Annotated in this window: 10 protein-coding genes; 4 read left to right on the top strand and 6 right to left on the bottom strand. The window is 59.3% G+C overall.

The genetic code is table 11. The features are described 5' to 3' along the window. Nucleotides 1-13: 13 nt before the first annotated feature. The 4 genes from G0Q00_RS04970 to eutB form a co-directional block, all read right to left on the bottom strand. Nucleotides 14-1,489, bottom strand: a complete 1,476-nt coding sequence (locus G0Q00_RS04970) for an NAD-dependent succinate-semialdehyde dehydrogenase (protein WP_163036940.1) — start codon at nt 1,487-1,489, stop codon at nt 14-16. An 80-nt stretch (nt 1,490-1,569) separates the two neighbouring features. After that, complete coding sequence (locus G0Q00_RS04965) at nt 1,570-2,058, bottom strand: Lrp/AsnC family transcriptional regulator (protein WP_163036938.1); 489 nt, start codon at nt 2,056-2,058, stop codon at nt 1,570-1,572. A 4-nt stretch (nt 2,059-2,062) separates the two neighbouring features. Next, nucleotides 2,063-3,049 (bottom strand): cyclodeaminase, encoded by a 987-nt coding sequence (locus G0Q00_RS04960; protein WP_163036936.1) that lies wholly within the window; start codon nt 3,047-3,049, stop codon nt 2,063-2,065. Further along, nucleotides 3,039-4,046 (bottom strand): hydroxyectoine utilization dehydratase EutB, encoded by a 1,008-nt coding sequence (gene eutB, locus G0Q00_RS04955; protein WP_163036934.1) that lies wholly within the window; start codon nt 4,044-4,046, stop codon nt 3,039-3,041. The genes G0Q00_RS04960 and eutB overlap by 11 nt, the downstream gene beginning before the upstream one ends. Before the next feature lie 273 nt (nt 4,047-4,319). On the opposite strand from eutB, the gene G0Q00_RS04950 reads away from it, so the two are divergent. The 4 genes from G0Q00_RS04950 to G0Q00_RS04935 all read left to right on the top strand — a co-directional run bounded on the left by G0Q00_RS04950 (nt 4,320) and on the right by G0Q00_RS04935 (nt 10,281). Continuing rightward, the gene (locus G0Q00_RS04950; protein ID WP_163036932.1) at nt 4,320-5,504 is read left to right on the top strand and encodes a M24 family metallopeptidase; all 1,185 of its coding nucleotides are present in this window, start codon (nt 4,320-4,322) and stop codon (nt 5,502-5,504) included. Then, nucleotides 5,504-6,664: an acetylornithine deacetylase gene (gene argE / locus G0Q00_RS04945; protein ID WP_163038319.1), complete on the top strand. Its 1,161-nt coding sequence runs from the start codon at nt 5,504-5,506 to the stop codon at nt 6,662-6,664. The genes G0Q00_RS04950 and argE overlap by 1 nt, the downstream gene beginning before the upstream one ends. A gap of 105 nt (nt 6,665-6,769) precedes the next feature. Further along, a complete protein-coding gene (locus G0Q00_RS04940) occupies nt 6,770-7,444 on the top strand; it encodes a GntR family transcriptional regulator (protein ID WP_370458534.1) in 675 nt (224 codons plus the stop codon). 326 nt (nt 7,445-7,770) lie between these two features. Continuing rightward, a complete protein-coding gene (locus tag G0Q00_RS04935) occupies nt 7,771-10,281 on the top strand; it encodes a sulfatase-like hydrolase/transferase (protein ID WP_163036930.1) in 2,511 nt (836 codons plus the stop codon). Between the two features lie 50 nt (nt 10,282-10,331). On the opposite strand, the gene G0Q00_RS04930 is transcribed toward G0Q00_RS04935, so the two are convergent. Together G0Q00_RS04930 and G0Q00_RS04925 are read right to left on the bottom strand one after the other, a co-directional pair. Next, on the bottom strand, nt 10,332-11,780 hold the full coding sequence (locus G0Q00_RS04930) for a HAMP domain-containing sensor histidine kinase (RefSeq protein ID WP_163036928.1): 1,449 nt from the start codon (nt 11,778-11,780) through the stop codon (nt 10,332-10,334). Next, complete coding sequence (locus tag G0Q00_RS04925) at nt 11,777-12,520, bottom strand: response regulator (RefSeq protein WP_163036926.1); 744 nt, start codon at nt 12,518-12,520, stop codon at nt 11,777-11,779. Before G0Q00_RS04925 ends, G0Q00_RS04930 begins: the two co-directional genes overlap by 4 nt. Between the last annotated feature and the right edge of the window lie 121 nt (nt 12,521-12,641).

Here is a 12,641-nt window from a genome sequence, read left to right as displayed (position 1 = left end):
TGTCCGTGTGCGATCACGCCCAATCACGGCAGATGTATTTGATTTCGGTGAATTCTTCCATGCCCAGTCGCGCCCCTTCGCGGCCCAGACCAGATTGTTTCGTGCCGCCAAACGGGATCGGCGCGCCAGTGACCTTGGTGCGGTTCACTGCGACCATGCCATATTGCAGCGCGCGGCTAAGCCGATAGATACGTCGCGGTTCATGGCTGTGCAGATAGGCGACCAGACCGTATTCGCTGTCATTGGCGCGGGCGACGACTTCGTCCTCGGTATCGAACGGAGTGATCGGGGCGACGGGTCCAAAAGTCTCTTCCGTCATGATGCAGGCATCCGCAGGCACATCGACCAGCACGGTCGGTTCATAGAACAGCGGCCCCAGCGGATGGCGTTTGCCGCCGAAGGCCAGCTTGGCCCCTTTCCCCAACGCATCGGCCACGTGCTCTTCCTGTTTTTGCACTGCCTTTTCGTTCATCAGTGGTCCGATATCCGGGTCATCCATACCGTTCCCTACGGTCAGGGCCTTTGTGGCGTCGATGAATTTGGCGCAGAAGTCATCATAGATGGCGCGCTCCACATAGATACGATTGGCCCCCAGGCAGTCCTGCCCGGACGTGGCGAATTTCGCCTTGATGGTTTCCTCGACCGCCACATCCAAATTGGCGCCCTTGAAGATGATGACCGGAGCATGGCCGCCCAGCTCCATCACCAGCCGCTTCACTGTTTCGGCGGACTGGCGATACAGCAGCTTGCCCACGTTGGTCGAGCCAGTGAAAGACAACGCGCGCACGCGCGGGTCGTGTGTCCAAGGTTCTACTACGGTCGGAGCGATGCCGGTGACGACATTGAAGACGCCTGCCGGAATACCCGCGCGTTCGGCCAGTTCGGCCAGTGCCAGCGCGCTATAGGGTGTTTCACCCGAAGGATGTGCCACCACGGAGCAGCCCGCCGCCAACGCTGCGGCCGCCTTGCGTGTCAGCATGGCCGAGGGGAAGTTCCACGGGGTAATCAGGGCCACCACGCCCACGGGTTCGCGCCACAGCTCAACCTCGGCATCGGGCAGATGGCTGGTGACGCCTTCGATATTAGGGCGCTTGGCCTCTTCTGAATAGAACTCGACAAAGGCCGCGCCATAGTCGATCTCGCCGCGCGCCTCTGAGATTGGCTTGCCCTGCTCCAGCACCATGATGCGCGCCAGATCTTCCTTGTGCTTCAGTTGAAGCTCGAACCAGCGGCGCAGAATGGTGGCACGTTCCTGCGGCAAGAGCGCGGCCCATGCCGGAAAGGCCGCCTGAGCAGCGCCGACAGCGCCAGAGGATTCCTCTGGCGACATCGCCGCCACATCGCCAAGGTGATCGCCATTTGCAGGGTCTGTTACAGCAAAGCTTTCACCAGACTGTGCGGCCATCCATTTTCCATTAATATATGAAAAAGAACGCACTAGCGCTTTGTCTTCGATATCTGAACGTGCAGAAAGTGCCGTTTCTGACATTGTGCCCTCCTCTTGTTGCAGAGGATTTTGCCGGATCTGATAAGAAGAAGAGTCCAAATTAGAGGGGTGTTCCAGACGATTCAACTGTCTCGCATGTCGCCAAGCAGTATGTCGAAGGGCACGCCTGCTGGCCCCTTTACCGGTTTGGTCACGATATAGGTGAAATAACGGGACAGGCCGATGCGTGCGTCCAGCATTTCGTCGATCAGGCGTTGATAGGAATCGATGTCGCGGGTGACGATTTGCAACAGATAGTCGAACCCGCCGCCAAGCGCCCAGCAGGCCACGACCTCGTCATAACGGCTCATTGCGGCTTCGAAGGCGCGGAAGCTGGCGGCGGTGTGATCGGTGATCTCGGCCGCCACGAACACCGTCACATGCGGCGCAAGTTTCTTCAGATTGATGCGGGCGCCATACCCTTCGATCAGGCCTGCGTTTTCCAGCTTTTTCAGACGCTCCCAACAAGGCGTAGGCGACAGGGCGATCCTGTCGGCCAGCGCAGCCTTGGTGATCCGTCCCTCTTGGGTGAGAACTGACAGGATCTGGATGTCGCGTTTGTCTAGCATCATCTGGTCACGCCTGAATGACAGTTCCGGCAGAGCCGAAATGTTTGCGGACATGGGTGGCGATGGCAGTATCCTGCGCACCGGTACCGGTGAGGTCGCAGATGGTGATCGCGTCAAAAGACGTACGGCCGGGTTTGGCCCCGGTGATCACCTCGCCCAGCTCGGCTGGCGTGCCTTTGTCCCAAAGGCCGGCCGTCTTGGCTGCTTCAAGCTCGCCCGAGACCGCGCATTGGCTGACGCTGTCGCAGATATACGCGTCCGCCACGATCAACGCAGCGGGATCGATCTCGTTTTTCCCGGTCTGGTCCGAGCCCATAGCCGTGATGTGCAGGCCCGGATGCAGCCACTCGGCCCGCAATACTGGTTCGCGCGCGGGGGTGGCGGTGACCACAAGCTGCGACCGGGCGACCAGCTCTGCCGGATCCGTCACCACCTTGGCCTCGACCCCCAGCGCCTTGGCCAGATCGGCAGCGCAGGCGGCGGCCTTGTCCGGGGCGCGGCCATGCACCAGAACCCGCTTGAACGGGCGCACGAGATGCGCGGCGATCATTTGCAGACGTGCTTGCGCACCGGTCCCAATCACGCCTGCGGTGTCCACCATCCGTGGCGCCAAGTGACGCGCAGCAACAGCGCCTGCAGCGGCAGTGCGCAGATCGGTCAGGTAGCCATTGTCCAGAAAGAGAGATTCCACCAACCCGGTCTTGGCCGAGAACAGGATCATCAGCCCATTCAGGCTGGGCAGGCCTAATTTCGGGTTGTCAAAAAAACCGGGGCTAACCTTGATCGCGAACCCGTCAAAACCCTGAATATAGGCGGTTTTCACGTCCACCTCGCCATTCGCCTCGTGTAGGTCCATTGACAGGATCGGCGGCATCACAACCTTGCCCGAGGCCAACGCCGTGAAGGCCTGTTCCACCACGTCAACGGCGGTCAGGTCGAGCCCTACAGCCCGCCTTAGTTCCGCTTCGGTGACGATCTGAATGTCATGCGCCATAGGTTTTTCCCTCCACTTCAAGGTCCCCGATCATCACGTCTTGCCCTGTCATGAGTTTCGCGAATGTTGGCATGTCCAGATTGCGCCCCGTAATCACCGTACCGACAGGGCCGTTTGGTGTGGGCAGTTTTCCCGCCAGCATCGCGGCCTGTCCGACGACCGATGCCCCTTCGGCCACGATGCGATCCTCGTAGAACATCACCTGCATGGCGTGCAGGATTTCGCTTTCGGTTACCAGAATGGTGTCATCCAGAAGATCGCGGCAGATGGGATACGACAGCTGGTTTCCCAATCCGATACCCCCGCCCAGGCTGTCCGCAAGCGAGGCGAATTCCGGCACCTCGACCGGTTCGCCCGCGTGGATCGACGCATGCATGGCCGCGCCGCGATCCATGGTGATACCGATCACCGTGATTTGCGGATTGATTGCCTTGGCTGCCGTGGCAATGCCAGCTGCAAGGCCGCCGCCCGACAGCGGCACAAGGAGCATATCCAGATCTGGCCGTGCCTCGAGCATTTCAAGCCCAATCGTGCCCTGACCACTGATCACATGAAGGTCGTCGAAGGGCGAGATCTCGACCAGCCCTTCAGCATCGCACAGGCGTTGGCTTTCCTGCATCGCCTCGTCCTGCGTGGTGCCGATGATGCGAACATCCGCACCCAGCGCCTTGATCCCGTCGATTTTGGCCTGTGGCACAAGTTCCGACATGCAGATCACCGCCCGCATCCCGCGCCGGTTGGCGGCAAAACTCACACCGCGCCCGTGATTTCCGGTTGAGCAACAGGTCACGCCGCGCACATCGTCCGGCAGCGCCATCACCGCCGACATTGCGCCACGCAGCTTGAACGCCCCAACTGGCTGCATGGTCTCCATCTTCATTAGAAAGTCATGGCCAGCCACATTCGACATGAACGGGGACGGGATCAGGGGCGTGTTGTCTGCGACACCGCGAATCCGATGCCGCGCCTCAAGTATGTGGTGAAGTTCGAGAGCCATTTCAGTCATCCGAGGTCATCGCTTTCCTTGTCTGTCGCGGCGTATTCGTAGCCCCGACGGTGCTATAATTAAATGCGAAGTGCACCGGTTGCTGCTATTTGTGTACAACATCATGACGGGTTTGTTTTGGTCAATCAGGAAAAACGACATATGGGTGCCGTTTTTGTGCGATAATCCCCCTTATGCTCGCGTTTAGCTTGGTGGAAGGCACAGACCGCTTCGCAGTGCGGTTCAAGTTGTGCACAACGATCCGTACTTAATCATGAGGTTGCGATGCCCATCGAACATGCTCCGTTCAGTCAGGCTGAATATGATCGTCGAATTTCCAAGACCCGAAAGGCGATGGAAAAAGCAGGGCTGGACCTGCTGTTTGTCACCGATCCATCGAACCAGGCTTGGTTGACCGGCTATGACGGCTGGTCCTTCTATGTCCATCAGGGGGTGCTTCTGGGGCTGGAAGGAGAGCCCATCTGGTGGGGTCGGTTTATGGATGCCTTGGGCGGGCGACGGACGTGCTGGATGTCTGACGACAATATCCACGGATATGCTGACAACTATGTGCAATCCACCGTGCGCCACCCGATGCAGGATCTGGCCGGACATATCCGCGCGCTGGGATTAGAGGCCGCCCGCATCGGCGTCGAGATGGAGAATTACTATTATTCGGCCAAAGCGCACGCTGTGCTGGTCGAAGAGTTGCCAAACGCCAGCCTGCAGGACGCAACTGCCTTGGTGAACTGGCAGCGGCTGGTGAAGTCCGACGAAGAGATCGGATTCATCCGCAAGGCCGCGCGTATTTCTGAAAAGGTCATCCAGACAGCGATCGACCGTGCTGCGCCCGGCGTGCGCAAGAACGATCTGGTGGCTGACATTTTCCACGCCGGAATCACAGGGGTCGATGACGATTGGGGCGACTATCCCGCCATCGTCCCGCTGACACCCTCGGGTCTGGATGCAACTGCCGCTCACCTGACTTGGAATGGCGCTCCTATGAAGGCAGGAGAGGCCACATTCTTCGAACTGTCGGGCTGCTACAGGCGCTATCACGCGCCACTGTGCCGGACGGTCTATCTTGGCAGCCCACCGCCCGAAATGCTGGCAGCCGAGCAGGCGCAGATTAAAGGGATCGCCGCCGGGCTAGAGGCCGCCCGCGCCGGCAACCGGACCTGTGACATTGCCAATGCATTCATGGATGTTCTGGCAAAACATGGCATCAAGCGGGAAGGGCGCATGGGCTATCCCATTGGGCTGAGCTATCCGCCGGATTGGGGCGAGCGTACGGCCTCGATCCGAACCGAGGATGACACCGTTCTGGAACCGGGCATGGTGTTCCACTTCATGCCGGCGCTCTGGATGGACAGCTGGGGACTTGAGACCACCGAAACCATTCTGATCACCGAAAACGGACCTGCCGAGGCCTTGTGCAATATGGAGCGAAAGCTCTTCGTGAAGGACTGATCGTGAGCGCTCTTACAGATACAAAGACCCTTTTGGGGGAGTTGATCGGCTTCCCCACGGTATCCTCGGACAGCAATCTGGATATGATCCTGCATCTTGCCGAGCGTTTGTCGGACTGTGGGGCCGAGGTTGAAATCTGGCATGACGAAACCGGGACCAAGGCCAATCTGTTCGCCACATTAGGACCGAAACGCGATGGGGGTATCGTGTTGTCGGGGCATTCCGACGTGGTGCCGGTGACCGATCAGGACTGGACCTCGGATCCGTTTGTGATGGACGAACGCGAGGGCAAATGGTTCGGGCGTGGGACCTGCGACATGAAAGGGTTCATTGCTGCAGCCGTCGCCATGGCACCGCGCTATGCGGCGCTGGACTTGCGCCGCCCGGTACATTTTGCTTTCACCTATGACGAGGAAGTCGGCTGTTTCGGCGCGCGTGCGCTGGCAGACACTTTGCGTGAAAAGGGCATCAAACCCGCAGTTGCGATCATAGGCGAACCCACCTCGATGCGGATCATCGAGGGGCACAAGGGGTGCTATGAATACACGACGCACTTCACGGGGCTTGAAGGGCATGGGTCCGGCCCCGATCGCGGTGTGAATGCAGTGGAATATGCGGTGCGTTATGTTTCGAAATTGTTGGAGATGAAGGCAGATCTACAGAGCCGCGCACCACAGGGAAGTCGCTTCGAACCGCCCTGGACCACCATCAATACCGGCGCGCTGATCGGGGGAGTGGCCCACAATGTGATCCCCGGAAAAGCCCGGATTGAATGGGAAATGCGCCCGGTTCAGCAGTCAGATGCCGACTATGTGAAGGACGCGTTGCACCAGTTTTGTGCGCATACGCTCATCCCGGCAATGCAGGCCGTGCATCCCGAGGCCGGGATTGAGACGGAAGTGATTGGCGAGGTGGACGGGCTGGAACCCATGGCCGAGAACGAAGCGCGGGATCTGGTGATGGAGCTGACGGGCGCCAATGGGGCGGACGTCGTGCCCTTCGGGACCGAGGCCGGTATTTTTCAGGGGCTCGGCATGTCGGTTGTCGTCTGCGGGCCCGGCTCGATTAATCAGGCGCACAAGCCGGATGAATATGTCTCGATCGATCAGATGGAGCAATGTTTGGACATGCTTGCGCGTCTCTCGTCCAAGCTGGTTTGATATGATCGTGATGTGGGCCGTTTCCGCTGCTTTGGACCACTGCGCGCTGGGGTTTACTCTGCCCCAGCAGGGCGTAAACTGTTCATCCATCGAAGGATCGTCCCCGTGAGCTCAGCCATTTTTGAAAACAGCGACTTCAAAGCACGCGATCGTTTCGAAATCCTGCATCTCGAACTTCGCAACCGGATTTGTCTGCTGGATTACGCCCCCGGTATGCGGCTTTCCGAGACAGAGCTGGCGGAAGAATTTGGCGTGTCACGCACTCCCCTTAGACGGGTTCTGGCGCGGCTTGAAGATGAGGGACTGGTGCATTCGGCGCATGGTGTTGGAACCTTCGTGACCGATGTGAATATTGAAGAGCTGGCGCAGACATATCAACTGCGTATGGAGCTTGCGGAACTGGTGGGGAAACTGTGCCCTCAGCTGCCGGATGACGCACTTTCCGCGCGTCTTTCTGATCTGTCGCATCGCGCCAAGGCACTTGTGCAAAACCCAGAACCGCGCGCCTTTGCACAGCTTAATATGGACTTTTTCCTTGCGCGGCTGGAGCTGTCCAACAACGCGCCTCTGCGCGAGATTTCCGAGAGGCTTTATATTCAAACCACTCGGATCTGGCTGAAATCCTTCTTCGCGTCGATCATTGATCTTAACGAAGAAATTCGTGTGTTCGCGCGTGAGGTCGACGAAGTGACCGCAGCGATTGAACTGGGCGACCTTCAGGCTGCCGCACTGATTCAGCGGGCACATATCTCGATGAGCTATAGCCGTATGAAGCGCTGATGCCCGATGAGAGGTCGCCGCGCGGTTGATCTCGAACCAAAGATTTCGGAAATCTTCGATTTGGCTGCCGGTAAACCGTTTGGCCAAACTTGACCAAGATCATAGTGGTTGGTCCGGCGTAGTGAGTAGCGTCAACAGAAGGGAGATCTGGTGTTTCCACTCAACGCATTTGGTCGCGCCTAAGGGAGCGCCGAATGCAGGAGCCGCACGAGACGAACAGTCTGACCATGCATTTCCCGGCACAGATCAAGCTTCGGATGCCGCAAAGGCGCGCTGACATGGCGAAAATGCGAGGCTTGCGGATCTGATTAAGGGAAGGGACTGACATGACAACGGCCATAAGCATTGCATTGATACTGCTGGCTCTCGTGCTGCTGCGAAAGGCGGTCGCATCGCGCCGTGCGGCCCTTGGGTTTGCCTTTGCTATTCTTGTACTGCTGCTTTTCCTCGTCACGTACTATGGCGTGAACGCCCTGACCGGATCGGGCATCGATGAATCCGTCCTCTTCCATCTTGTCGCCGGGATGGAGGGCGCCACGGTTCAGGACTTCACCGCCATCATTGCAGTTGTCGCGCTGTTGGTGGTTGCGGCGCTGGTTGTGACATATTTTGCGTTTCGCTTCATTCGCGCCCGCAAAAACGACGCGCCCCACCGTGTCCCGGTCTTGGCTGGGACGGCTGCATTGCTTGCCGCGTTCGCCGTGAATCCGACGGTGCTGGACGTCAGCGATCTGGCGTTGAAATACGGAATTGGCACTCTTGGCAATGACGTCCGAATTGCGGCTCCGCCGGAATATGTTGCGATCGAAGCGCGCGACGCCAAAGGGACCGATAAGAACGTTGTCTTGCTGTATCTCGAATCGATCGAACGCACCTATATGGACGAAGACCTTTTTCCCGGTCTGACACCGAACCTGCGCGCGCTGGAAAAGCAGGCGCTTAGCTTTACCGACATGACGCAAGCGACTTGGGCCAGTTGGACCATCGGGGCCATGGTGGCAAGCCAGTGCGGCATTCCGCTGGCCGGGTCTGGTGCCGGCTCGGACGAGTTCCTGCCCGCCGCGACCTGCATGGGGGATCTGCTGCGTGACGCTGGCTATGACATGACCTATATGCATGGCTCGTCGCTTGAGTTCGCAGGCTGGGGGACGTTTTACGAAACCCACGGTTTTGACACGGTCGAGGGCGCGGACGACCTCTATGCCGCGTTGGATGATCCCTATTACAAGTCCATCTGGGGGATCTACGACGACGCCCTTTTGGACATCGGGGCGAAGCGGTTCGACGCGCTTGCCGCCCGCGACACTCCGTTCGGGTTGGTTCTTCTGACCGTCGATACCCACCATCCGCAGGGCGGCACGGTCTCCAACACCTGTGAAGGCATCACCTATGGGGATGGCGAGAACCCCTTCCTGAACGCAGTGCACTGTGCCGACCATATGGCGGGCGAGTTCATCCGGCACGTCCTTGCAAGCCCCGCGATGGAGGACACGGTGCTATTGGTGATGTCGGATCATCTGGCCCGGCCGAACTCGGTCTGGGACACGCTTGAGGCTGCGCATCGTACAAACCTTGTCATGGCGTTCGGGGCGGGGATCGAGCCCGGCAAGATCGACAAACCCGGCACGACCTTTGACCTTGCGCCGACCTTCCTTGGGCTGCTGGGGGCGGATGTTGATGCCATGGGATATGGGCGTGATCTTCGGGGGGCGACCCCATCGTTGCGGAGCACGACAGCCGACTTGAACCTGCTTTTGGAAGAACATTGGACCTTCCTGTCATCACTGGCGGTTTTCCCACAGCTTAACGCGGGCATTCGGGTCGATGAGGCGGCCGACAAGGCCTATATGGGTACGCGCTATGTGCGGCTGCCTGCCATCTTCCAGCTAAACGAAGATCTCCGCGTCCGGGACATTCTGTACGATCTGGCCGATGGTACCAAACTGCCGTGGAAGCTGTTGGATACGTGGTATGGTGATCGGTTTGTCTGGGTGGATCGCTGCGCCCGGACCAGTGTCTTTGAGGGACGCAAGGCCACCTTGCCTGCAAAGTACTGTGCGCTGGTTGGAAGTATCGGCAGCCCGGGCCTGACGTCGTTTCCTTTGGCTGATGGCGTAACCTTGCCCTTCGGCAGCCTAAAGAACGTGTTCGCGCAGGTGCGCCCGGACCAAGCCTATTTCGACAGCGTTGTGGGCGGGTTCTACAACAACACGTTGCTGATTGATGCGGACGAGGTGCGTTCTGTTTCGCCCTCGGGCCTTGTCGGTGATTTCGTCATCCGCTCGACCGGCGGTGCCGAGGCGTGGGAAAGCTATGTGTCCAACCGCGCGCAGGGCGATATCGTCTATGTCTATCGCGGGATGACGCTGCTTGGCCTTAACCCGGACGCAGCCCCGGTCAAAATCGCCCACGAAGACACCTGCGCCTGGGGGGGCAATCTGCCGGACCCCGAGGTGTTGCTCGATACCGATTTTGGAACCGCCATCGCGCGTACCTCCGAGGACTACGGCGCGTTCGTGGTTGTCGTGCATTCGTCGGCTGTGTGCAGTGATCCCGACATTGATTTCGATAGGATCTTTGCGGGCACGGGGTTCAGCCAATGGCGCGGAATTCAGGGGGAACAACCCTATGTCGCGATCCGTGCTGGCAATGGAAATGTCACCGAGTATCTGGGCGAACCGAGAACGGCGATGGTGCTGGAACTGCGCGATTTTGTGCGGCAAGACACCAACGACACTCGACCTTTGGTCCTGCGCGAGGTTGCTGAACCGAAGAACGCGGCCGCTGTCGCTGAATTGCCCCTACCGCCCGTTTTTCCAGCCGACCACGACCGCTAGGGACAATCCGGCTTGGGCCGGGCCGGGCGCCAGATCATGGCTGCAAGTTTCTAGTTCCTGCAAATCTCGAGGCAGGCGCGCAAACCATGCGCGCCGGTTTCGAAGTGCAGGCGCCCGCCATGCTGCTCGGCCACGGTTGCGACGATCGTCAGGCCCAACCCAAAGCCGTCGACGGCCTTGGTGTTGTCTCCACGTTTGAACGGTGCCACCACGGCCTCAATGTCTTCCGCTGACATGCCCGACCCTTCGTCTTCGATTACGATCGTTGCGTAATCTGCATTCGCAGTCAGTTCGACCGTGGCGCGACGGCCATATTTCAACGCGTTCTCGATCAAGTTTGAAATGGCGCGCTTCAGGGACACGGGACGGGCGGTGATCAGGATGCGTTGCGTGTCAGGAAGGGCCACATGGCCGGGGGTGGCCGCAAATACGGATCGCCCCCCTTCGACCGAGGGGCGTTCTAGTGTGCGGATCGCGACAGGTTGACCCAAGTCTTCATAATCCGCGACAAGCGCCTCGATCAGCGAGGTCAACGACACCTGACGCGGGTTCTCTTCGTTCAGTTCGGCGCGGGTATAGGTCAGTACGCTTTCGATCATTTCCGTCATGCTGTCGATGTCGGCCTCGAATTTGTCCCGCAGGTCGGCATCCTTGATCAATGCCGTACGCAAACGCAGGCGGGTGGCGGGGGTGCCAAGGTCATGGCTGACCCCGGACAGAACGGTCGCGCGCTTGGACAACTGGGCGCGTTCGTCTTCAAGATAGCGGTTCACTGCCAGAACGATGTCGCGCAATTCCTCTGGCCCTTGCACGGCATAACTTTCCGGCCCACCCAAACGGCGGCGGTTGTGCAACGCGCGCGCAAAGCGGTCGAAATAGGCCGAGGTATCGCGCACCACCGTGGCGAGGATCGCTAGAGCCACTAGACACATCAGAACAGCCAGCAGGCGCATATCTTTGGGTGCGGCGTCACAGCCCCAGACCACGCGCCCGTCGATGCGCATCCATGGCTGCGTTCCCATTCGTGCAAAAAGGATCGGTTCGCTGCAATAGGTCGCGAGCAGGCGCGTGACATTGCCGAACTTCTGGGCGGCAGGCTGGCCTTCGTTCGAGACAAGTTCAGACACCGAATATTGCAGGTTCGCGGATACGATGCCGAGGATCAGGGTTTCGCCAGACACGGGATCCCGGCCCGGACCCTTGATTGACACATTGGTGGTGAAGGCGGGCTTCGGGATGTCGGGCAGGCGCGAAAACTCTCCGCGGCTGGCCAGAATTTCATCCATCGCGTTCAGCGAAGTGATGTGGATGCCTTCAGGCGGCTCCGCACCCGTGCGCAGGGATTCGTAAAGCGCGATGCCGGTGACGTAGCTGCCGGTCAGGTGTTCCTGCCACGACCGGTTCGAGGCAAACCACATCCAAGCCGAGATGAAAGCCATCGCGAATGAGGCCACGACTAAAGTGACCCCAAGGGTTTGCAGGCGAAACCCTTTGCTCATGCGCTGTCCTCGGTCGTGACATCGGCGGCGAAGACATAGCCGATGCCGCGTTCTGTGCGCAGAAGCTCGGGGGATTTGGGATCGGCCTCGATCTTGCCACGCAGGCGCCCGACCAGCACGTCAATGGCCCGGCCAGAGCCTTCGGGCGCGGTTCCCTGTGCCTCTCCGGTGACATCAAGGGCATTTGCGATCTCATCTCGGGTCAGGGGGATGTGCGGATTGGCCAGAAGTACCTTTAGCAGCGCGGTTTCCTTGCGCGACAGGGCAACCTGATATCCTTGCGGTGAGGTGACCTCGTCGCGCTTCGCATCATAATGCCAGCCCGCAAAGCGAAAGACCGACACGCTGCGCCGATAAACAAGTGACGCGCTGCGATTGGCGCGATGCAGGACGGCGCGTACGCGGGCCAGCAGAAGTTCGGGATTGAAAGGCTTGGCGATATAGTCATCCGCGCCGACCTCGTAGCCTTTCATACGGTGGTGGTCGGCGGACAGGGCCGACACTAGAATGACGGGCACGTCCTGTTCCTTACGCAACCGGGCACAGATTTCGACGCCGTTTTCATCCGCCAGCATCACGTCCAGCAGGATCAGGTCCACGCGGCCACCCTTTAGGTGATGGCGGATGGCATCTTCTGTTTCGCACGGGAAGGCCATGAACCCGTTCTGTTGCAGAAACTGGGTCATCATGCTGCGCGTTTCTGCGTCATCATCGACGACAAGCAGTTTTGGAATCGCCATGCGATGTGCCTCCCTTCGGCAAATATGCCGTCCTCACCTTCTGTGTGTTTGTAACAGCGTGCAACAAAATCAAGGCTTGCGTAACATCATGTAACAAAAGGCTCGAAAAACTAACCTTGGG

The sequence above is a fragment of the Aliiroseovarius sp. PrR006 genome, from assembly GCF_010500215.1.
In the GTDB taxonomy this organism is placed as follows: Bacteria; Pseudomonadota; Alphaproteobacteria; order Rhodobacterales; family Rhodobacteraceae; genus Aliiroseovarius.
The sequence above is the reverse complement of the archived record's forward strand: the minus strand, read 5'-3'. Positions and strand labels throughout refer to the sequence as shown.